Raw genomic sequence first — 24,000 nt, 5'->3', positions numbered from 1 at the left:
TATTATTATTTTTAGTTGGTCTTGTTTATTTTGGCAAATGTAATTATTAGTCCACAAAAATTACAGCTCTATTCTTTTTTAATTCCCAAAATTATATCTTATTGTAAACCCTCCTCTAATGTTTGTAATTGGGAACGAAGTAGATATTACAGCTTTAGAGAATGAATGATCATAATAAAAGATTGCTGTTAAGTTTTTACTAAATGAATAATCAGCCGTTAGTCGTGCTGACCAAATGTTTTGTCCTCCCGAAAGTAAATTGTTATTAAAATCTAAATATCGAACAATCGTTTGACTGTTTCTATAGGAAATATCAGTTTTGATGTTAATATCGCTTTTTATTATTCCTGTAGGGTTATCTGCCAATCGAGAAGAAAAAATCACATCTTTAATTCGATATCCTAATCCTATAATGTATTCAAGACCTTTTGTTTCAGTAAGCAGGTTGTTATCGAAACTCATCGATAAGGCTCGATCCTTTTTCACCTCAGCAAGAATTTTTACAGAGTTTTTCATTTCAAAATCCAATCGAACTAGCGGATTAAATTGCTCTACTAAGTTGATGTTTGCTATCAATGTTTTATTAAATAAATTTCCTCCAGAATCGGTATTTAAAGTTCCGTCAGTTTTGAAGCCCGATGGTGCTTTGTCGTATTCGAAATTAGAACGAAACGCATTAACAGTATAGGAAGCTTTGTAACTGTTTTGTATAGAAAAACGCTTGAATTTATCTTTAAAAAATTTATAACGCATCAAACCACTATATTTTATATTCCAGTTAGGAATAGGAATATTTCTAAAGGCATCTAAAGAAACTCCTGATGCATCTTTCCCCGAATAGGCTGCTAAAAACGAAGGCAATAAAACGGCTTGATTGTTTTTTCCGAATCCTTTTGGGAAACCGTTGTTTGAAATAATTACTTTTCTTTCTGGATTATTTGGATTTCTCAAATCATCTGGCGGAGCTAAAATATCTTCAGGCGGAAGTAAACTAGGGTCGTAACGCTCTATGTTTTCTCCATAAAAATTTTGAGCCAATCGATCGGCAACAACCAATCGATTTGTTTTTAAATCTTCAAAAGCTGCTGAAAAATTTTCATCACTTTTGCTAAAAGCGGTTTTTATTAATACCGTAGAGATTGAGAAATTACCAAAACTATAGGGTGATCTCGAATTGTATTGCCCGCTAGTTACATCGTATTGTTCAGAAAAATTATCTACATAAGTTCTATCAGCTAATAAATCAATTTTTAAGTCGGGAAACAAATCAACATTGGCAGTAAAGTTTAATGTTTTACTGGTAATTTGAGTGAAATTCTGGTTGAAATCGGGATAGTTGGTCAACCAACCATTTCTTGCGGCTTCATAACGAATACCGTTTAAATCTAAGATGTCATCTTGACCTCCAAAAACAAATCCAAGAGAAGGTTTTGTAGAACCGAAAAAGCCTAAACCTGGAATAAATCCTGGTAAAGTTGTGCCTCTGTTTTCGGTATAATTTACCTGAACATTTTTTACACTTGTTAAAATACCAATTAGTCCATCTAAAAACACATTTCCTTTAGAACTAATTTGAACAGGTGGTTTGCTTACAATTTTTTCACCCGGTTTAGGAGGAGCAGCTGCTCTTGGTGTAGCTTTTTTAGTCTTTTTGGTTAATCCGATATATTTATAAAAGGAATCCATATTAAAAGCTGTATTCAATCGATGCGAACCTGCATTTTGTATGGTGTTTCCTAAATTGTATTTGGTAACAACTCCGAATTCATTTTCTATTTCTAATTCAGAAAGTGCTATTGAAGCACGTTGCCAACTATAATCACCCGTATAAGAATAAGTTGATTTTATAAAACTCAATGCTGGAATTTTATTGATTGGCAAATCATAATTTACTACTAATTGTTGTGTATGCAAATTAGGATCTCCCGTATTCCAATAATCGGTCCAAAGATTCACTGTATTTATGGGATTGTTATTCTCATCTAAATAATTTCTTACAATATTACTTGATGAAGCGGTATAATTTAATCGCAACGATTTTGCTAAATTATAATTGAATCCGTATTGATAATTAAATAAAAAGTTTCTTCTGTATAAAGGATCTAATGCGATACCTTCTACTTCAACTTGCCTAAACTGTTGTTTGTTGTACTGACGTATGATATTGCTACTAAAAGAAATATTTGTTGGCAAATAATTAAAATTAAAATCACTCAACAATTTCCAATACTCACTTTTTTTCATGAATTTGGTTTTCTTAAAAGGCTCTACTGGTTTAGATTGAAAAGCAAAAGTATAATCTACGGTACTATTTACTTGTTGATCTATAAAACTCTCTATCTCAAAATTATGACGAACAGTTTCATTATAAGAATGTGATAACGTAAGGTTTTCAGGGTCGTAAATATGTTGTTTTTGTTCCGGCCCTCTTTCTTTTCTTACTCCAATAAAATTGATGCTTTTAAGTTTTGTATAATCTATCGCTCTGTTTTCAATATTGTCTTTTTCGGCTTGATCTGTAGTTACATCCAACAATTGTTTCAGTTTAATATCTTGATTAAAAGGATCATATTGCGGTGTAATGGTTTGTTCTCCAATAGCATAATTAAACGGAAGATTAATTCCCCATTTTTTAGGCAATAATTTACCTAAACTAAAATTAGTTACAATATTGTATTGTTGAATGGCTTCCCTACTTCTCTCGTTTGGTCCTTGTTCTAATGCTCCAAAACCAATAGTACTTAATTTACCTGTAGCAGAAATGGTGGCAAAATCGGCAATATTGGTATCTATATTTAATAGTGCTGCCATTCCTCCTTTGTTATCCATTTCGGCCAAGCGCAGTTCGTTAAACCATACTTCTCCTTTTATTTCTCTTTCTATCAAATCTATTCCTTCTGGATTTTTACCGCCTCTAGTATTGTTTTTAACACCAACCATTAAGGTTCGAATTAATCCAAAATTAGGGTTTCCTTTTACCCCAATTTTTAATTTATTGGGGCCGTCTTTAAAGAAAATCTCATTTGGTCCCAGTGGGGGTAATTCCCTTAATTGAATTTTTAATTCTGTCAGTAAATCTAAAGGCAAATCGATTTCATTTCCTTCAGGCCAAATTGACTCTGGAGCAGAAGATCCAGGTTCAGTTACTTGTAAAGGAACTTCAATCTGATAGAAATTATCAGTAAAATCGTTGCCAAAACGAATAAAACCAATCATCTCGTTATCTTGAAGCGGAGTGGTATCGCCTAGAAGCGCTTCGGCATGCAAGAACATTTTAAGTTTCTTAAATTGACGCATGTCTACACTTACGTTTTTAAAAACCGCTCTAGAATCGCCAGGTTCTAAACCTGTACCTGAGGCTCTTAAAGCTAGAGATTGCTCATTTTGATTGATGACCGTATTGTTATTATATAATTGTTCTCGAACTACTCCTGGAGGGGAAACATATTTTACGGGTTCACGTGCTCCGTTTTCTTGAATGTTTACCGATTGAACATCAAAATCGGTTTTATCTTTATCATTTTCTTCTTTAACTTCTAATGGATCTAATGTGTTTAAATACCTTCTCCATTCTCCTCTAACTAGGTCAAGTGCTCCAAAACGAACCGTAATATCATCTTCAAATCCGGTCATGAAAATTCTCATAAAACGAATAGATCTAAAATCGGCTATAGGACCTATTTTATTTTCAAATTGAGTAACTGGAATTTTAAACTGAATCCACCTTGCTTTAGTAGTCTCTCCAAAAGACGAACCCGGAATTGGAGCTTCAACAGGTAAAATATTAGTAACGAATTTCGTGTTTTCAACGGTAATCCCTGGTTTAATTTCAATACTATATTCATAATAGGCGTTATACCCATCCATGGTATTGTCTCTATTTATGTCCTCTATATCAGGGAGTGTATTGCTTCCTCTATTATTGTCTGAAATATTTACTGGTGAATTACTTTGAGTGCCATTATAACTCTTGTAGCGCTCTAAAACACTTCCTTGAGCACTTAAGAAAAACTCATAATTATCGGCGGCTGGATCGGGTAAGCTAGCAAAATTAGTATATATATTTCCTTCATCAGTATCTGATAACCCATCTAAACCTATGTCTTGCACTGCTCTATTTGCTTCGTTAGTATCGAAAGCATATACCAAAGATTGTGTTGCCGGAACTTTACCCCAAACTGTATTATAGGTTAATTGATTGGTTCCTAACTCGGGCAAACCGTTTTCAAATTGTTTCCTACCGTCTTTTAATATATCTTCAGAAATAGAACCTAAATTAAAATAAATTCTACCTCTATTAGTGCTGTTATTAGGTAAATTCCCATTTGATTCTTTTTCATCCCCGTAAGGGTCCATAATCCAAAACTGAATGTACTCTACATTTCCTAGTTCGAAATTGGTAGAATTTAAGGCTCTCATTATTCCACCAAAATTTTCACTCGGATTGGGTAAAAGATTGGTTCCTTTTGCTAATTCATTATTATTATAAGACCCTCTTTCTTTAGGATAATAGGTCAAATCGAGCGTACTTATTACCTGTGTCTCACCTAAAGCAATATCGGTTACCGGTAATAATTCTCTGCTAAATATTCTTCTCGTTTTGTTTAACGACAAATCGTCTATCGAAACACCTGTAGGCCTTTGTTGGTAGAAAATAGGGTCAATACTATACCAATTCAGTTTTGCTCGTTTATCGCCATACTTTATATCGTTTAAATCGGCTCCAAAATCCTTATACGTACTTTCAGCATCTTTTACAGGTACTGAAGACAAGCTCCATGACTGCGGTGAACGCAAGTCAATTGTTGTTTGCGACCCTTCAAAATCATCTACATAAATGGTAGATTCTCCTTCAAATCTATCTCCCTTTGGGGAATCTGGTTTTAAGAAAGCAACTTCACTCCTAACCGATAAATTAGATGGAACATCGGTATCTATATTAGGTAATTTATTAATCATTCTTGTGAAAAAAGGAACCTCCGTAGAAAAATTGGTGTTTGCTCCAAAAATAGTATTGTTTACAGATTCCTGACCAAAACTTGATTTTTGAGTCAACGGTCTTTCAGTCATCTTTAAAAAGGAAGCTCCTAATGTAAAATTTTGAGTAAATTTATGTTCCACATTTACTCCAAAAAAACGTCTGGTTTGCTGTCCGAAAACGGAGTTATTTTCAACAGAAACCTGAATTGGGGTATTTGATGCTTTAAGTGCTGGATCTAATATTTGTACTCTTCCTGCCTGATAATTTACACTATAATCTATGCCTTCTTGTAAAACTCTTCCGCCTGCAGTAACAACTACTGAACCTTGAGGAACATTAAAAGCACCTATCGGAATCCCATCTCCTCCACTAGATTTAAATCGTCCCCTTAATTGAAATTTATTCTTATCGCCATCTTCTAAAGCTAAAGACTGCGTTTTTCGATATAAATTTCTATAGACATACTTTTTCTGATTGGCATTAAAAGTGGTAGTTAAATCTTTGGGTTCATTGTAATCCTCGGTTGGACTTGTTCTTAATTTATCAAATAGTAATTTACCAAAAGGCTCTACAGTAGTAAATATTATCCTACCGTTTTCTCTATCGACGGTAAGCCCTTGAATAAAATCAAAAAATCCGTCACCGCCTGCTTGCGGGTCATTATTGAAGTTTAATTTATCGAGATTAAAAACTTTGAGTAATGGAGTTTCAGCAACTTTATCTTCTGGTTTTGAAGGTTCAGGAACTGGAAAATTTGTCCCTGGTACTGGAGTAATGTAATTTATTGGTGAAGGATCTGAGTACAGAATATTAAATTTAAAATCCTGCTGTTCTAATTGATAAGCTCCTGGAATTTGATAAATATTTTTCATCATGATATTCCAAATCGGCTTTTCAACATTCGTCAAATTACTTTTCAACATTTTAAGTACTAATGTCTGAGAGGTAATAGTTGCTGGCTCTCCTGTAGTTGGGTCAATTGCTCCAGCTTGGGTTGCGTCTACTCCATCGTTACCAAATTCTCCTACTTGAAAAACATCTTGCCCAATTGTATATTGATAGGCAACAGCTAAAACTTCGTCATTCGCTAAACGTTGTTGAAGCGATATATATCCTAATTGGCTATTAAAAGTATACTCATTAGATGTAAGTTTTCTTGCATTTTCTAATTTTGAATAATCCTGACCCTCGATTGGTATGTTTTTAAACCCTGCATTTGAAGTAGCAATATCTCGAATATTAGGATTTAACAATCCTTCTCCATTGGCTATGAGTCCAGGATCATATTGATTGTTACCGTTATCGACTGGCGAATCTATTGATTTTATAAAAAAAGATTTAGGAATAAAAATTGGGTCAGTTAAATCTATAGCCACAACATTTTCTTTGCTTGTACCCGTTAATTCTGCCTCACCTAAATCCTGTAAAGCAATAATATTTCTTAAATTATTATTATTTGTACTAACACGGTTTTGACGATTGGTAATCCAAACTTCCATTCTGGTAATTTGTACTCTACTATCTATAAATGGATAATTCTTTAATGACGAATCGTACTTATTTCTAAAATATTGTGATAAAAAAAAGTGTCGATCAGCATCATAATCTAAACCAAACAAGTCAAATTCTTGTATAGTTCCTCCACCTTGAGCAGTAACTGTTTTGGTTTGCGATTTTTGTTCAGAAAATATCCCTGTAACTGTGGTTTTACCAAATTGTAGTTGTGCTTTCACCCCAAACAAACTTTGGGCACCACGAATTAAAGAACTGTTTAAAGGCAAACTCACATTCCCGACTTCTATTTTTTGTATGATATCGTCTTCGGTTGGGCTATACTCTAACTTAATTAAATTCTGAAAAGCAAAAGTAGATTGGGTGTCATAATTGGCGTTTACACTCAAACGCGTTCCTACTTTTCCTGTTAAACTCATACTGATTCTTTGGGCAAAATCGAAATTGGTTGTCGATCTATTTCGAGGAGAAAAAGCAGGATTGTCTTGTTTGGAATGGCGAAATCCTAAATCGACTTCAACGGAACCAGTAGGTTTTACATCGATAGTATTGCTTCCGAAGATAGATTCAAAAAAGCTTGAATTAACGTAATATCTTGGCAACAAATCCTTTTTCGCTTCTTCGCTACCTTCTTTCTTACCATCAATTGCATCAGATTTCTTTTTGAAATAATTTCGCATCGATTCTCTCAAAACCAGTTGCTCGTATTCTTTTGGAGTTAGGATTATGGGGTAATTAATATTAAAGCCATCTACACTATTAGTATAAATGTATCTATCAGTAACAGGATCATAAGTGTAGGCTTCAATAATACTAGGAGGGTTTTTAAGTTCTAATCCTCCTTTAGTATATCCTTTTATAGTGTCTTGAACAGGCTCGGTTTCTTGGGCGTTTGCATCAATACCAATAGCCAAAAAAAGTGCACAAACACTAATTCTTGAAATAAAAAAAATTTTCTTTAAATAATATGTTTTCAAGTATTATAAATTTTTTAAAGCTTGCTTTATTATTGATTCGACGGTGGCATCAGAATCAACATTCACAATTTTATCGACTACTTTTTCTGCTAATTTTTTGTTAAACCCTAAAACTTCTAATGCTGATAACGCTTCTTCTTTGTTTGTATTGTTTTGAAACATTGATACTTCGTCTAAATCATATATTTTTAACACTTTATCTTTTAGGTCAAGGATGGCTCTTTGTGCAGTTTTAGTTCCAATTCCTTTTACAGATTGAATAGTTGCTAAATCTCCTATTGCCAAAGCTTGAATAATTTGTTTGGGATCAAGTGAAGATAACATAGTCCTAGCAATACTGGCTCCAATTCCAGATACAGATAGTAACATCTTGAAGATTTCTCGTTCCGACTTTTCAACAAAGCCAAATAAAGTATAGGAATCTTCCTTTATTTGTAAATAGGTAAATAATTTAATAGTATCTACTTGAGGCAATAAGGAATAGGTATGCAGAGAAATATTAACATGATAGCCAACGCCTCCGCAGTCTATAATAACTTCAGTTGGCGTTTTTTCTATCAGTTTTCCTTGAATGTGTGCTATCATTGTATGTTTGTGAAATCAAATATAACAAAAAACTTAAATTTCTATTATTTATGAAATTATGGATTAGAATTTTATTTCAAAATCTTTAAGTCGGCTCATCTTTTCTTGTGCGTCTACAACAGCTACCGCAGCCATATTTACCATTTCCTCTACACTTGCACCTAATTGAAAAATATGAACTGGCTTTTCCATTCCTAACATTATTGGCCCAATAGAATCAACTTTGTACAACTCTTTTAATAATTTGTACGTAATATTTGCTGATTCTAAATTAGGAAAAATTAGGGTATTAACTTTTTTATCTGCTAATTTAGAAAACGGAAATTTTGCCTTTAACATATCTGAATTCAAGGCAAAATCAGCTTGAATCTCTCCGTCAACCACTAGGTCTGGAAAAAATTTATGCAAGTAGGCAACTGCTTCTCTCACTTTTGAAGTGCTCTCATTATCAGACGATCCAAAATTAGAATACGAAACCATTCCAATTACGGGTTCCATTCCAAACATTCTTACAGTGTTTGCAGTCATCAAAGCAATTTTTGCCAAGTCATCTGCTGAAGGATTAGGATTGATGGCTGTGTCAGACAAGAACATTGGTCCTCGATTGGTCATCATCATATTCGCAGTAGCAAAAATGGTTATTCCTGGTGCTTTACTTATTAATTGCATCATTGGTTTTACTACCGAAGGATAACTTCTAGAATATCCAGTGACTAATGCATCCGCTTCTCCTTCATTAACCATCATTGCTCCAAAATAATTCCGTTCCCGCATCCATTTTTGAGCATCTAATAATGAAATGCCTCTTCGTTGTCTGGATTTCCAAAAAATTTCAGCAAAATGTAACCTTCTTTTATCTTCCTCTTTATTTTTGGGATCGTATATAGGAACCTCAACATCAAAACCCAATTCTTTTTTTAGTTCTAATATGATTTCTTTGTTTCCTAACAAAATCGGGAACCCTATTCTTTCTTCTAAAACAATCTGTGCCGCTTTAAGTACGTCAAGATGATCGGCTTCTGCAAAAATAATGCGTTTTGGATCATTCTTAGCTCTATTAGTTAAAAGACGCACCATTTTATTGTCAGAGCCTAAACGGTCTAACAATTGTTCTTCATATAAATTCCAATCTTCAATGGGCTGTAAAGCCACCCCCGACTCCATTGCTGCCTTAGCAACTGCTGGCGCAACGGTGGTTATTAATCTTGGATCAAATGGTTTAGGAATAATATAGTCGCGACCAAAAACAAGTTTAGTTTCCCCATAGGCAATATTTACTTGTTCAGGAACACTTTCTTTAGCTAATGCAGCAAGCGCTCGAACCGCAGCCATTTTCATCGCTTCGTTAATTTTTGTTGCACGAACATCTAAAGCACCACGAAAAATATAAGGAAATCCTAGAACGTTATTTACCTGATTAGGATGGTCTGAACGTCCCGTTGCCATAATAATATCTTTTCGAGTAGCAATTGCCAAATCATAAGCTATCTCAGGATCAGGATTCGCCATAGCAAAAACAATAGGATTATTAGCCATCCCTTGTAACATTTGTGGAGTCATGATATCTCCTGAGGATAATCCCAAGAAAATATCGGCTCCTTTCAAGGCTTCTTCAAGGTCAATTGAATCGATATCTTGAGCATATTTTTGTTGTAAATCAGATAAAGAAGGATTGCTCTTTGTTAACAGTCCCTTGCTATTGAACATGAAGATATTCTCGACTTTTACGCCTAGCAGGACATATAAATCGGCACAAGCCAACGCTGCAGAACCTGCTCCTGAAACCACCATCTTAACGTCTACAGCTTTTTTATTGGCCAATTCTAAAGCATTTATTAATGCTGCCGAAGATATAATTGCCGTTCCGTGTTGGTCATCGTGCATGACTGGAATATCTAATTCTTCTACCAAACGTCTTTCAATCTCAAAAGACTCTGGTGCTTTTATATCTTCTAAATTAATTCCTCCAAAAGTTGGCGCTATGTTTTTTACGGTCTGTATAAATTCTTCGATGTCTTTAGTCCCAATTTCTATATCAAATACATCTATGTCAGAAAAAATCTTGAATAGTAATGCTTTTCCTTCCATTACTGGTTTTGAAGCTTCGGGTCCTATGTCGCCTAATCCCAGTACTGCCGTGCCATTTGTTATTACTGCAACTAAATTACCCTTGGCAGTATATTTATACACATTGTTTACATCTTTTGCAATTTCTAAACAGGGTTCGGCCACTCCTGGCGAATAGGCTAATGACAAATCTCTTTGAGTTGCATATTTTTTGGTAGGTACAACTTGTATCTTTCCTGGTGTAGGTTTGGCGTGATATAATAAAGCTTCTGATCTTTTACTGTTCTTATCCATTAGAATAATTTTATGTTTCGACCTACAAAGGTAAAAGTCTAGATGTAAAAAGGAAATTTTTAATGAGATAGTTTTACAAAGTTTTCATATATTCCCTGCTATATTGAAATAGAATTATACATATAAATGAACAATAAATCGTATCGCATCAGTTATAATAACTTGTATTTGCTAAAAATTTGTTTCTTTCATGAGCGATTGTTTAAAATAAAGGAGTTCAAAATTACTTCATTATTTCTTTAACAGGAATTTCAGGGAGTAATATTTCTGTTTTTTGAGGTTCTATATTCGATTTCTTGTAAATCTTCTGTTTGTTTAGCTAATTTTACTTTAGAATTTTATTCTGTTGTTGCTAGAGGTATTCCTAAAGCACTAAAGAGGATAATCCTAAACGCATTTTTATATTCAACTTGCCATCAAAACTTGTTGTTCCTTCAATTCGTGGTCGGAGACCTACCACTTTAAATTTAAAACGCTCTATATTAATGATGTACTTTAAATGAACTACCTCTAGGCATACCCCAAGAGGTATCAATCGGAAGAAAGTGAACTTTTAGTATTATGACAACCTTAGTTTTTCAAACTTTCCTATTTTACACACGGGCAAATCCTAGGGGAATTCTATCCGTTAAATTTTCATTCTTGTATGGTGCTGAAACATTTAGGGAAAACTGTTTTAAAGTAAATGTTAATGAAGGAAAATGATTAAAAAAGAAACTTTGGCTTCTTTAAAATTTAAAGCGTTTTCAATTTTTTAATCTCGTTTTCAATTTTTTCAGGAAAAGCTATCGGTAAAACTATCATTAATAGCACTAGTAAACCAATTATGACTCCATAAAAAAATTCGGATTTTATTGCTGTTTATTTCAAAAGACATTTCACAAACAACAAATCTAACATTCTTTGCCTTTACAGGCAACTATTAGGCAAATTAAGCCGTCATTAAAACAAATAAGCCCTTCATAAAAAAGGCTTATTATTGTGATCATTAATACGTTTAAATTTTTTATTGCTTGATAAATCTCATGGTTTTAATACGGTTATTTTCATCAGTAACTTTTACTAAATAAACTCCGTTTTTTAAATCACTAATCTCAAATTGATTTTCTTTAGATTTTTTTGAAAATGCTTTTACTAACTGACCTGTAACCGAAAAAACTTGGACTTTATTCGTATTTACATTTAAAGTAAAATAATTTGATGAAGGATTTGGATGCAACTGTACTTGACCTAATGAATCAAAATTTGTTGTTGACAATGTAGATGGTTTGTTGCCAAACATTCTAAAACCACCAGATTCAATAGACACTTTATCAGTGGTTACTAAAACTTCAAAAGGAGAATCATCCATTAAATTGTACCAAGTTCCCGCATATGGGAAATTGCCTGTAATATCTTGTGATGCTGTACTAAAATTTGACAAAATCACTATATTCTTAATAGCATTTACATCTGTAATTGAAGTATCAAAAATATAAATTGAAGGAGTGAAATTACCAGAATTTACAGTGACACTACCGTTAAAAACAGGTTCGTTAATTTTCAAAGCATTAATTCTAGCATAAGTATCATATAACGCTTTTCTTTCAGGAACTTCCATCCAATTTTCAGTCCATTGTTTAATATGTTTTGTAGCCAATTTACAATCTCCTGGTTTTGTATTCGATTCATCGTTAACCGAGCCGTCAGGACAAGTATATATGGATGAATCCCAACCCAATTCTGCAAATTGCCAAAGCATTTTAGGCCCAGGAATAGGTGTAGAAATAGCCGCAATGGATGCCATTCTTTTTAAGGCTCCAGCTAGTGACTTTATTTCTGCTGAGGCTCCGTATTGCCGTGCCTGAAACATGAGTCGGTCTTTATCATGGCTTTCAGGATAGCCTATTACACGTCTTCCTGTAAAACCCTTATTAGTATTTAACATTCCTGAAATATTTTTATTCCCACCATTGCCTTCTATTAATTGTGTATATGGACTAAATTGTTCACTCCACATCATTACTCCTTTGCCTTCAGCAATTCTATAATTTGCCCATTGTTGCTCTTCGTTACTACCTCCCAAATGCTCAAAAATAGCGTAATGATTGGGGTCTAAACTCCAAGAATAATCGACATACTCTTTAAGTACTTTTACTCTATCAGCTTGGGTTGAATTCGTACAACTTTGTTGGTTATTCCCATCAGTAGTTGGATTTCCTGTATTGATATAGGGGCAGTTTTGCGTAAATCCTTTTGTTAAATCCCAACGGAATCCATCAATTCTGTACTCTTCTATCCACTGTTTTTGGGTTCTGTTTACATAGTATTGGGTTAATACGCTTTGGTGGTTTAGGTCAGTTCCAACGCTATAAGAATGTCTTGCCGTTTGATTGGCATATGGGTTTTCAGCAGTAACTCCGCCGTTAGACCATCCATCGTTATCGGTATCAACCATCCACATTCTTTCAATAGGAGATCTGCCATAGACATGATTTAAAGCCACGTCAAGAATTACTGCTATTCCATTTTGATGGCACAGATCGACTAACTCTTTCAGTTTTGCTGGTGGCCCGTATCTTTTATCTAAAGCCAAATGATAAGTAGTATTGTATCCCCAACTTTCGTTCCCTTCAAACTCCATAACTGGCATTAACTCAATTGCGTTTATATTCAAACCTTTGAAATAATCCATTCTGTCAATTAAATCTTGATACGTTTTATTAACATCAAAGTCACGGACTAAAGCTTCATACACAATTAGTTTTTCCTTAGCTGGCTTTACAAATGGCGCAAATGTATTCAACCAATTGTAACTTCTAAAAGTATTGGTTCCTGTCTGCACAACTGTTACGTCGCGATCTTGTCCTGCAGGATAGTCTGGTAAATTAGGATAAACTCCTAATATTTTAATTTCAGGATCGTCATAATTATTTAAGACCAGTGTAGAAAAAGGATCAGCAGTTTTTACCAATGCTGGTGAATTGGCGGGACGATCGGTATTGTCTACCACCCAATATTGAAACGTATATACTTGCTCAGGCGTTAAGTCTTCTATGACAATCCAAAATTTTCCGGTAGTTGGATCTTTTTTCATTAAATAGTTAGCCGTTGGGTTCCAATTATTAAAACTACCTGCTACATAAACAAAATCTTTAAAAGGCGCATTTAAAACTAAAGTAACTTTAGTAGGATCTGAACTTGAATAATTGACACCGTCTTCAGTATTTGGAGGTTGGTTTTCGTTTATTGGTATTGCATTGATGATAACACTAAATTTCTTTACAACTACTTTTGTACCTTGAGAAATGGTAAGGGAATAAAAAGTATTCTCTATTATATTAGTTAAAGGAAAAGAATAACTTGCAACATCAGTACTTATATTAATTTCAGTTCCATTGGCATTTAAAACATAATTGGCATTTCCTCCGGTATTAGAGGCTTCAACTGTAAAGCCTGTTCCACTATCAATAATTTGATTTGTATTTGCAACTGTTGGAGTAACTAAAGTTACTTGAAATGCACCAACTTCAAAAAATTTAGAATCAGCTGATTTTGCCGCACCATTTACAGTTTTGGCTAAAAACGCAATTCGAGAAATTCCTGTTGTATTGTAATACAAAGATGGGGTTAAAGTATACGTATACGTACTACTTCCAGTTTGTGTCAACTTACTAGTGGGAGACGAAGAAGACCAAGCACCATTATTAGGAGTCCCTATATCAATATTATTTGCATCTTTAGCCCATGCCCACAAATACAAATCGGTGGTTATAGGATTGGTAAGTTTAAATGTAATGGTTATAGATTGATCTTCTTCAAATAGTACAGGACTAACAGTAGCTATTGCAGAAGTCACTTGAGCAAAACCTTTAAATCCAAAGAATACTATAGCAATAACTAATATTGTTTTTTTCATAACTTGTATGTTTGTAAGATAAAAAAAGGCTATTAAAAAATAGCCCTTTTTTTAAAATTTTAGGTAATCCTTATTCTACCAATTCTAATTTATAAGTATAGTTTCTAGGTTTACTTACATCAATGGTGATTTTGTATTTCTGTTTAGTACCATCACTAGTTCCAGGTATTTTTATATCTGCACCTGGTAATCCAGTGCCAAAATCAGCTAAAGGTATTTCAACATTAGTGATAGTAGTTCCTACACCTCCTAATGTAGAAATGAGTTTAGTGTTTGCATCTGTTGAACGAACACCACCCAAATTATCTAAAGGAGCTGTCCAATCATTCGATTTGAATTTAACAACTCTTCCTTTAAATAAATCTATTGTTATTGTCCAAATGTTACTATTACCATCAGCAGTCATAGGAATCATATTAAGAGATCCCGGATTGTTTCTTACTGCTAAACCAAAAATACCAAAGGCCTTGTAAAACTGCACCGCATATTTCAACCCACCAGGAGTTAAATCGGCAGTAACAAAATAATATCCTGCTGTAGCTATGCTAATGTTAGTTCCACCTCCTAGAACAAGTACTCCGCCTGGATCTGCGCCATAAACTGCCGCTCCTGAATAATCCCTGCAGGAATCAGGCTGATAAAACTTATAATCTCCTGCTTCTAAATACATATAACCTTGGAAATCATTAATTATTTGGGAACTAGAAGAAATAATTTTTGGAGCTGTTGCTGGTAAACTTCCCTCTTTTACAAAAGCTAATGTCTTTGGTTGTAAAGAATAACCTGTTACAGTAAGCATAATTGGGGATGACTTTTGAATGAGTTGATTACCTGGTACGTTTCCAAGTACCGACTCTATCGTTATTTCAACATTCATAGGACTACATCTAAATGTTGATAGTCCGCTTAATAACGAATTAAATTGTTTTACTGTTAACGTACTATCTGTAACCGTTCTTGATATTACAGACTTCACTATACCTTTGGTAGGGTCAGTATTATCTCTATCTTTAACAATTATATTGTAGACAAGACCTGTTGTTCCTGTGTTTCCAGTTGGAACGCCATAATCAGCCCTGTCCCATTCTAAATCAATAAAAGTTTGACTCTCATTGTCCTGCAACAAAACACTTGGTGGTGTAGATTCAGAAACATCACGCAATTCAAACCCATTCAATACAGCCACGGGCTCTTTATCATTTGTACAAGAGACAAAGGATATAAGTAAAAATACAAAAATTGTTGTTTTTAAAATATTTTTCATTTATTCAAAAATTAAATATTAATTATAACCTGAGTTTTGAGTTAACTTTGGATTTGCTTGAATGGCTTTCAAAGGAATTGGAAACAAATCATAGTGAGATGGTATAGAATTACCATCTTTAACTCCACCCTTCCAAGGCCATAGGTAACTTCCTCCAGTAAATTTGCCATAACGAATTAAATCAGTTCGTCTGTGACCTTCAAAATTGAGTTCTCTAGCTCTTTCGTCAAGAATGAAATCAAGAGTTAACTCCCCTGAAGTTATAGGTGAAGCGTTAGATCGAGTTCTTATTGCATTTACATAAAATAATGCATCCTCAGCTGTTCCACCACCACCTCTTAAAATACTTTCTGCTACCATCAAATAGGCATCTCCTAATCGATACAAAGGAAAATCGGTTCCTGCAAAAAGTACTGGACTCACTGGGATTCCTGAAAAATTAGTGTTTACAAATTTTATAGAAGGAAAACCATCAACCCACTTTTTATAATCATTCATCTCATAATTATGTATTTTTGAAAGATCTGTAGAGTTATAATTTGTATAAAAAAGTCTTGCTCTATCGTCAGAAGATTCTGCCAATCCTTGTGCGCTATTTGCAAACAATCCATACCATGCTTTTGTAGCTCGATGTCCTCCCCAAGCATTACTATCACCCCCTGGATTTCCAAAAACTGTAGGGTCCATTGTAGCAGAACTAAGGCTTCCGTTGATTAAATAAGTAGTATTACCATAACTCTGGCTTGTTATTGGATCTGCGATTAAAGGATAAATGATTTCATTTTTGGCATCCGTAACATTATTATCTCTGCAAAATAAACTTCTAAAACTATCTGCCAATTTATACCCTCCTTCATCAATTACTAATTTTGAGTACTTATAAGCCTGAGCATATTTGTTTTCTCCTATATAGACCTCTGCATTCAAATACAATTTAGCTAATAACATTCTGGCTACACTTCTGTTTGCCCGTCCATACGTATTTGTAAACGGCAATAGTTTATCTGCACTTGAAGTCAATTCTGCATCGCAAATATCAGTAAGTTCATCGGTGACAAATTTAAATAACTCTCTTCTGGTTGATTCGCTTTTAGGCTCTGTGACTCCCAAATCGGCTTCGGTTAATAAGGTACCCTTTCCAAAACAATCAATTAAATAAAAATAAGCGAGTGAGCGCAAAAATCGCATTTCACTTATCAACCGTTCTTTATTAGGTAAGTCAGGTTCTTTTTTTATTATGTCTATCAATCTGTTAGCTTGTGGTACGGTATAATATACACGATTGTACACATATCTAAAAAACTTGTTGTTTTCATCCCAGTTTGCTGTAGTGGTTAATTGGTCTAATCCATTATCACCCCAACGGTTTTTCATACCATCAGCGGTAAAATCTTCTAAGTTGATAATCCCTCTCAAGAATGGAGATTCCCCCGCATCATCACCAGGAGTATCAGTACTTCCGGGTCCATTAGATCCCGATAAAGCAAACGTACTGTAAACTTTAGACATAGATCCAATAATAAATGCACTACCACCACCTTTTACTTGATCAGGTGATAAATCTATTTTATTTTCTGTATTCAAATCATCTGTACAACTGCTTATTAGTACTAAACTTAATAAAAGTCCTAAACTATTTAACTTAATATTTTTCATAATATCATTTTATAAAATTAAAAATCAAGACTTACACCAAAGGTATAGGTTCTAGGTCTTGGATATAAACTACCATCTCTACCTGAATTACTTTCAGGATCTTGACCTGAATAACTAGTAATTAAAAAAGCATTATTTATGGCACCACTTACTCTTAAAGATGATTTTCCTACAAATTTAAGAAACTTGTATCCTAAAGAAATGTTATCACAACGCAAAAATGTAGCATCTTCTAAAAAATAATCAGAGAGAGAAGTTTCAGATGCGGTGAAATTTTTAAAGTCTGGATTGGCGCTTCCGTTGTAAAAATTTAAAACGTTATTTAAAACTGATTGTTGTGAAGGAGGAGCGGCTGCATCTATAAAACCTCGATCTATAGAATTTTGATTGTAAATCTGACCCCCTATTTGACCTCTAAAGTTGGCAGCTAAATCCCAGTTTTTATATACTATATTAGTATTAAATCCGTAGGTCCAATTAGGCACAACGGGCTTCAAATACCTGTCCGCAAGCGTAATTGTACCATCATTATTGAGGTCCTCATAAGCTCCTACAATTGGCTTCCCACTTGCATCATAAATTTGTTTGTATACATAAGCCTCCTGTCTTTGACGTCCCACCACATCGTACGTACTATAGGTATTGCTACCTATACCAGATCCGCCAATTTCAGTTCTTCCTGCTAAATCAACAACTTTATTAATGGCATAAGCAATATTACCTCCTACACTCAAAGAAAAATTATCAGTGTTTATGACTTTAACATTTAATGTAGACTCAAACCCCTTACTATCTATTGATCCACTATTTGTAATATTTACAGTTGCACCAGTCCCTTGACCTGCTACAGTAGTTATTACTGCTAATAAATCTGTAGTTTTACGGGTATATACATCAAAGCTCCCTGACACTATACTGTTCTTGAAAAATTCAAAATCCAATCCAAGGTTGTAGGTGCCTGTTTTCTCCCAAGTTAAATCAGCATTATAAGGTTTAGTGGTATAAATATCTATTCCTTCTAAATATTGATCACTAGCACCCGCTAGCTGGTAATAGAGTCTTGAAGGAAAATATCCAGCATTATTAGCAAAATTCGCCTGACCTGTTTTACCCCAACCAACTCTCAATTTCAAATCCTGAATCACGTTAGAATTTACAAGAAATTTTTCTTCTTTTATTTTCCAAGCTGCACCAACAGCAGGGAAATAACCCCATCTATTTTCTTCTGTAAACAAGGAAGAGGCATCGGCTCTGAAAGTAGCCGTAAACAAATATTTGCCTAAAACATCCACATTACCTCTAGCGAAAAAGGCTTGAAGATTTAACGGAGAGTAATACCTGTTGTCTGGGTTATTTGCATTTGATATAAAAGTTTCTCTAATTCCTGTATTAGGATCATTTCGAAATGAAAGTGAATTCCCATCAAATTTAAAATTTTGATACGAATATCCTGCCTGGCCATCAACCTTTCTAATAAAACCAGTTAGTGATTTAGAATAAACTAAATAGGTATCCATTGTTGTATTGGTTTCAGTATTCCTATTAAAACTTGATAGACCTGGATTAAAAAGGTAATTAGTATTTGGATCGGTTCCTTGATTGAAAGTATAGGTAGCAATTGCATTTTCGGCAAAAGTTTCTCTATATCTAGATTGTGTAGCATCTAATCCGAAATTTGCTACAGCTCTTAAATCTCTTAAAAAAGGAATCTTGTAATCAAACTCTATATTCCCTAGAAATCGCAAAGCTCTATCAATTCCATTTCTCTGTTCTAAAATAGCTAATGGATTATCCGCTCCAATTTTTTGATCTCTGTTAAATGCGCCTGTTATCTCTGTCTGTTGATAATATCCTCCAAACTTATTATTAAAGGAAGGACCATAAACCGGTTTTGTTGGATCCATTGACAAAGCAGCGCCAATAGCTCCTTCATTTCCACCATTTTTATAAGTAGAGTTTCCTTTAGCATTAATATCAACTTTCAAATTATCATTCAAAAATTTTGGGGTCATTTTAAATGAATAAGACAATCTTTCGTAATCGTTATTTTTTATAAGCCCTTGTGCACTAGTATATCCAACCGAAGCTCTGAATGGTATTTTCTTATATAAATTGGCTCTAGCACTAAAAGTGTGGTCAGTATTTATTGAAGTTCTAAAAACTTGGTTTTGCCAATTGGTATCACTCAATATTCTACCTTCAATTTCTGGGGTTGATGGATTGTCTAACCCTTCATTGATATCAGTTGTTGCAGGATTGTCATTTACATTTGGGTCATCAATACCAAGGCTATTTGTTCTGTCAGGATGATATTGTTGAATAAACTTAACGAAATCAGCAGCATTCATAACATCTAATGCTTTAGTTATTTTTCCCACAGAAATATTGGCTGAATAATTAAATTGGGGAGCTCCAGCTGTTCCTTTTTTTGTTGTAATAAGAATCACCCCATTTGAAGCTCTTACACCATATATTGCAGTTGCAGAGGCATCTTTCAAAATCGAAAAACTTTCTACATCATTTGGATTAATTAAATTCCATGGATTGGTACCTGTATCACTAATCGGAACTCCGTCAATAATAATCAATGGGTCGTTTGAAGCCACCAATGAAGCACCTCCACGTATTAAAATTTGCGGTTTTTGATCGGGTGCACCGCCGCCGTTTGTAATTCTAACACCAGCAGCCTTACCTGCCAACAATTGATCGGTTGACACAATTGCTCCTTTATTAAAGTCTTTAGAAGTTACCAATGCAACAGATCCAGTAGCATCTTTTTTCTTTGCAGAACCGTATCCTACTTGAATAACCACTTCATTCAATTGGTTTGACTCTTCGTCTAAGCCAATAGTTACCGCTTTTTGAGAAGTAAAAGTTATAGTTTGATTCACATAACCAATGTAAGAGAATACAACAACATCACCTTTATTTATTTTTGGCAATTTAAATTTGCCATCGAAATCAGTTGAAGTACCATTTGGAGTACCTTTAATAATGACATTTACGCCAGGTATAGGCTGTTTCGATTTAGAATCTACAACCGTACCCTCCAAACTACTTTGAGCCAGAATGCTAAAAGGAAGGAATACGAATAAAAATAACAACTTTTTGTAAATTGTTTTCATACATTTTGTTTAGGTTAGGAATTAGTTTTGTGCTTATATTTTACTTCGAATCGTTAAATTTAATATAAAATTCACTTCACAAAAAAAAACTGCTGCTAAAAAAAGTACGAAAACGTAATAGTGTTGAAAACTTTCTGAATTTTATATATTTTTAAGGCTAAAATTGAATTTTATGAAATTATAATTTAACTATCTTCGCATATTACTATTTATCATATTATAAGCACTTCGTAAAAATTTATCCCTACCAAATGAAAAGAAAAGTTACTTTAAAACAAATTGCAAAAGAATTAGACGTTTCTATTTCTACTGTTTCAAAATCACTTAAAGACAGTCCAGAGATAAGCGAAGACACAAGGCAAAAAGTTCGTGCTTTTGCAAAATTATACAACTACAAGCCCAATTTAATTGCTTTAAGCTTAAAGAATAGAAAAACAAAAACGATTTGTGTTATTATTCCGGAGATTATTCATCATTTTTTTGCAACTGTAATTAGTGGTATAGAGCGCGTTGCTAATGAAAAAGGCTATAATGTTATCGTATGTTTATCAGACGAATCTTTTGATAAAGAAGTCATAAATATGGAAATGTTAGCTAACGGAAGTATTGATGGATTTATCATGTCTTTGTCTAAAGAAACGCAATTAAAAAAAGATTTTCACCACATTAGTGAAGTAATCAGTCAAGGGATGCCAGTGGTGATGTTTGACAGAGTTGCCAATGATATTTTATGTGATAAAGTGATTATTGATGACAATTTAGCTGCTTTTGAAGCGGTTCAGTTTTTAATTAACAAAGGCTTTAAAAAAATTGCGCTAATCTCTACAGTTGACTATGTAAGTGTTGGTAAATTGAGAACTGACGGATATCTTAAAGCCTTAAGGAGCAACAACATTCCAATCGATGAGGAATTTATTCTTAAAGTTGAAGATATGGACAATTGTTCGGGTCAAATAGAAGCATTACTGCTTAAAAATTCTTTTGATGCTATATTCGCTGTAAACGAATTATTTGCAGTAACCGCCATTAAATTAGCTAAAAAATTAAATTTGAAAGTTCCTGAAGATATATCAATCATAGGGTTCACAGACGGCATGATTTCTAAGTACTCCTCGCCAAGCATTACAACGGTGAGTCAAAATGAAATAAAAATGGGCGAAAAAGCCGCAACTATGCTCATAGATAGACTAGAAAACGAGGATGAAGATGAGGAGCATTACAAGACAGAAGTTATTGAAACGAATCTTGTGGAGAGAGAATCAACAATTTAATTTTTTAAAATAAAACAACTTTTTAACAATAATTTTAAAATTAAAATTCATCAATTAAAATAAATTATTACTTTTACCGCATATCAAAGCTCATATTTTACTTCGAAAATAAAAATAAGTTTTGATAAGCATGGTGCTTATCGTATCTAATCAATTACAATACGATAATGGAAAAACCAAAATTAAATTTCTGGCAAATTTGGAATCTAAGTTTTGGATTCTTAGGAGTTCAAATCGGGTATTCTCTACAAAATGGAAATACCAGTAGAATATTAGAAGCTTTAGGTGCTGATGTACATAGTATAGGCTATTTTTGGCTTGCAGCCCCTTTAGCTGGATTAATAGTTCAGCCTATAATAGGACTCTCTAGCGATAAAACTTGGACACGGCTTGGCCGAAGAATTCCTTTTATTTTTGGCGGCGCAATCGTTTCGGCTTTGGCAATGTTTTTTATGCCAAATGCCGAATATTTTACCTACCTATTACCTCCTTTAGCTTTTGGCGCCACCATGTTATTATTAATGGATACATCCTTTAATGTAACCATGCAACCTTTTAGAGCTCTTGTAGGCGACATGGTAAATGACGATCAGCGCAACTTAGGCTATTCTCTTCAAAGTGCTTTAATAAATTTTGGTGCCGTGTTTGGCTCGTTACTCCCTTGGATATTAACAAATATTGGAGTTGCAAACGTTCCGGCTGAAGGAGAAAAAGTGGCTGCTTCAGTAATTTGGTCATTCTACATAGGAGGTGCAATTTTACTGGTTAGTGTACTCTGGACGGTTTTTAGAACTAAAGAATATGCTCCTAAAGAGCACGCATTATATAACAATATTGAATTAGAAGCTAAAGAAACTACAGAAAAAACAAGTGTTTTTAAGTTAATTGGAAATGCTCCTAAAATATTTTGGCAACTAGGATTTGTACAGTTTTTCTCTTGGTTTGCTTTGTTTTTAATGTGGGTATATACCACAAGAGCAATCGCTAATCAAGTGTGGGGTCCTGAAGCTATAGATGCAAAATCGATAGGCTTTAACGAAGCTGGAGATTGGACTGGCGTTTTATTTGCTTTTTATAGTGCTGTAGCGGCATTATATTCATTGTTAATTCCGAAAATAGCAAAATCTATTGGAAGAAAAAAGACCTATAGCTTTTCTTTATTTCTTGGCGGACTAGGTTTAATGTCAATGTTTTTAGTTCATGACAAAAACATTTTATTATTGTCCATATCTGGTGTTGGCTTGGCTTGGGCTGCAATATTAGCTATGCCTTATGCCATGCTTTCGGGCTCACTTCCAGCAGATAAAATGGGTGTATATATGGGATTATTTAATGCCACGATTACTTTACCCCAAATTGCCGCAGGAATCTTAGGAAGCACTTTAATTGCCGCTTTTGGAGGAAACCCAATGGTAATTATTGTTATTGCTGGAGTATCAATGCTAATAGCTGGACTAGCGGTGTTTTTAGTAAAAGAAAAAACATCTGAATAAAAAAAGAAATAAAATATTTTAAAAATTTCTTTACGAGAATTGAATTATTAGCAATCACACACTTAATATTTTATTAACAACTAAGTAATTTATTATTAATTCTACTGTAATAGTAAAACTTTATAGATAGCTTTAAATCATGAAAACAAATAAAGAGTTTTAAACTAATTTTGAATCTGAAAAATATTATATAAATAAAATGAAAAAGGTTAAAGCATTTATTTTCGATTTAGATGGCGTAATTGTTGACACTGCTAAGTATCATTATTTAGCATGGAAAAAAATTGCCAATCAATTGGACATCGATTTTACTCATGAGCATAACGAATTATTAAAAGGAGTAAGCCGAGTGCGCTCTCTTGATATTATTTTAGAATTAGGAAAAATTGAAGCCTCACAACAGGATAAAAACAATTGGCTCATTCAAAAAAATGAAGATTACTTGTCCTATCTAGTAGATATGGACGAAAGTGAAATATTACCAGGTGTAATGCCTGTTTTAAAATATTTAAAAGCCAACCATCAAAAAATTGCTTTAGGTTCTGCCAGTAAAAATGCAAGGCCCATTCTTGAAAAAACGGGAATACTTGATTATTTCGATGCTATTGTAGACGGAAATGATGTTTCTAATGCAAAACCTGATCCTGAGGTTTTTATTAGAGCAGCACAATTGCTGGGTGCTTCAAATGAAGATTCAATAGTTTTTGAAGATTCTGTGGCTGGTGTTCAAGCTGCTAATATAGCTCATATGAAGAGTATTGGTATAGGCGAAAAAAGCGTTTTGCATGAAGCAAATCATATTTTCCATGATTTTACATCAATAGAAACTAGTTTTATCGATCAATTAATAAACAACTAAATCACAACATTTAATAAC

10 protein-coding genes are annotated in these 24,000 nt (G+C 33.8%); 3 read left to right on the top strand and 7 right to left on the bottom strand.

What is annotated here, in order from left to right; genetic code table 11:
- Positions 1-78: 78 nt before the first annotated feature.
- The 7 genes from sov to F6464_RS08345 all read right to left on the bottom strand — a co-directional run bounded on the left by sov (position 79) and on the right by F6464_RS08345 (position 20,359).
- Positions 79-7,437 (bottom strand): T9SS outer membrane translocon Sov/SprA, encoded by a 7,359-nt coding sequence (sov, locus tag F6464_RS08375; protein ID WP_151107495.1) that lies wholly within the window; start codon positions 7,435-7,437, stop codon positions 79-81.
- 36 nt (positions 7,438-7,473) lie between these two features.
- A complete protein-coding gene (ruvA, locus tag F6464_RS08370) occupies positions 7,474-8,055 on the bottom strand; it encodes a Holliday junction branch migration protein RuvA (RefSeq protein WP_151107356.1) in 582 nt (193 codons plus the stop codon).
- Between the two features lie 63 nt (positions 8,056-8,118).
- Entirely contained in the window at positions 8,119-10,416 is a 2,298-nt protein-coding gene (locus F6464_RS08365; protein WP_151107355.1) for an NADP-dependent malic enzyme, read from the bottom strand.
- Between the two features lie 1,006 nt (positions 10,417-11,422).
- Complete coding sequence (locus F6464_RS08360; protein WP_151107354.1) at positions 11,423-14,314, bottom strand: alpha-amylase family glycosyl hydrolase; 2,892 nt, start codon at positions 14,312-14,314, stop codon at positions 11,423-11,425.
- Positions 14,315-14,384: 70 nt separating this feature from the next.
- On the bottom strand, positions 14,385-15,578 hold the full coding sequence (locus F6464_RS08355) for a cadherin repeat domain-containing protein (protein WP_151107353.1): 1,194 nt from the start codon (positions 15,576-15,578) through the stop codon (positions 14,385-14,387).
- A gap of 18 nt (positions 15,579-15,596) precedes the next feature.
- Positions 15,597-17,234, bottom strand: a complete 1,638-nt coding sequence (locus F6464_RS08350) for a RagB/SusD family nutrient uptake outer membrane protein (protein WP_151107352.1) — start codon at positions 17,232-17,234, stop codon at positions 15,597-15,599.
- Between the two features lie 17 nt (positions 17,235-17,251).
- Positions 17,252-20,359 carry a SusC/RagA family TonB-linked outer membrane protein gene (locus tag F6464_RS08345; RefSeq protein WP_151107351.1) on the bottom strand — a complete coding sequence of 1,036 codons (3,108 nt, stop codon included), beginning with the start codon at positions 20,357-20,359 and terminating at the stop codon, positions 17,252-17,254.
- A gap of 251 nt (positions 20,360-20,610) precedes the next feature.
- Here F6464_RS08345 and F6464_RS08340 point away from each other — a divergent pair, with 251 nt between their 5' ends.
- The 3 genes from F6464_RS08340 (at position 20,611) to pgmB (ending at position 23,982) form a co-directional block, all read left to right on the top strand.
- Positions 20,611-21,630: a LacI family DNA-binding transcriptional regulator gene (locus tag F6464_RS08340; RefSeq protein WP_151107350.1), complete on the top strand. Its 1,020-nt coding sequence runs from the start codon at positions 20,611-20,613 to the stop codon at positions 21,628-21,630.
- A gap of 167 nt (positions 21,631-21,797) precedes the next feature.
- Complete coding sequence (locus tag F6464_RS08335) at positions 21,798-23,123, top strand: MFS transporter (RefSeq protein ID WP_191963340.1); 1,326 nt, start codon at positions 21,798-21,800, stop codon at positions 23,121-23,123.
- Positions 23,124-23,322: 199 nt separating this feature from the next.
- The gene (gene pgmB / locus F6464_RS08330) at positions 23,323-23,982 is read left to right on the top strand and encodes a beta-phosphoglucomutase (protein ID WP_151107348.1); all 660 of its coding nucleotides are present in this window, start codon (positions 23,323-23,325) and stop codon (positions 23,980-23,982) included.
- Positions 23,983-24,000: the final 18 nt, after the last annotated feature.

The organism is Flavobacterium luteum (assembly GCF_008806775.1).
Taxonomy (GTDB): domain Bacteria; phylum Bacteroidota; class Bacteroidia; order Flavobacteriales; family Flavobacteriaceae; genus Flavobacterium; species Flavobacterium luteum.
The sequence above is the reverse complement of the archived record's forward strand: the minus strand, read 5'-3'. Positions and strand labels throughout refer to the sequence as shown.

Bases quoted from the DNA above. Each gene is read 5' to 3' on its own strand.
- ruvA (WP_151107356.1), bottom strand. From the start codon at position 8,055: ATGATAGCACACATTCAAGGAAAACTGATAGAAAAAACGCCAACTGAA.
- F6464_RS08365 (WP_151107355.1), bottom strand. From the start codon at position 10,416: ATGGATAAGAACAGTAAAAGATCAGAAGCTTTATTATATCACGCCAAA.
- F6464_RS08360 (WP_151107354.1), bottom strand. From the start codon at position 14,314: ATGAAAAAAACAATATTAGTTATTGCTATAGTATTCTTTGGATTTAAA.
- F6464_RS08355 (WP_151107353.1), bottom strand. From the start codon at position 15,578: ATGAAAAATATTTTAAAAACAACAATTTTTGTATTTTTACTTATATCC.
- F6464_RS08350 (WP_151107352.1), bottom strand. From the start codon at position 17,234: ATGAAAAATATTAAGTTAAATAGTTTAGGACTTTTATTAAGTTTAGTA.
- F6464_RS08345 (WP_151107351.1), bottom strand. From the start codon at position 20,359: ATGAAAACAATTTACAAAAAGTTGTTATTTTTATTCGTATTCCTTCCT.
- F6464_RS08340 (WP_151107350.1), top strand. From the start codon at position 20,611: ATGAAAAGAAAAGTTACTTTAAAACAAATTGCAAAAGAATTAGACGTT.
- F6464_RS08335 (WP_191963340.1), top strand. From the start codon at position 21,798: ATGGAAAAACCAAAATTAAATTTCTGGCAAATTTGGAATCTAAGTTTT.
- pgmB (WP_151107348.1), top strand. From the start codon at position 23,323: ATGAAAAAGGTTAAAGCATTTATTTTCGATTTAGATGGCGTAATTGTT.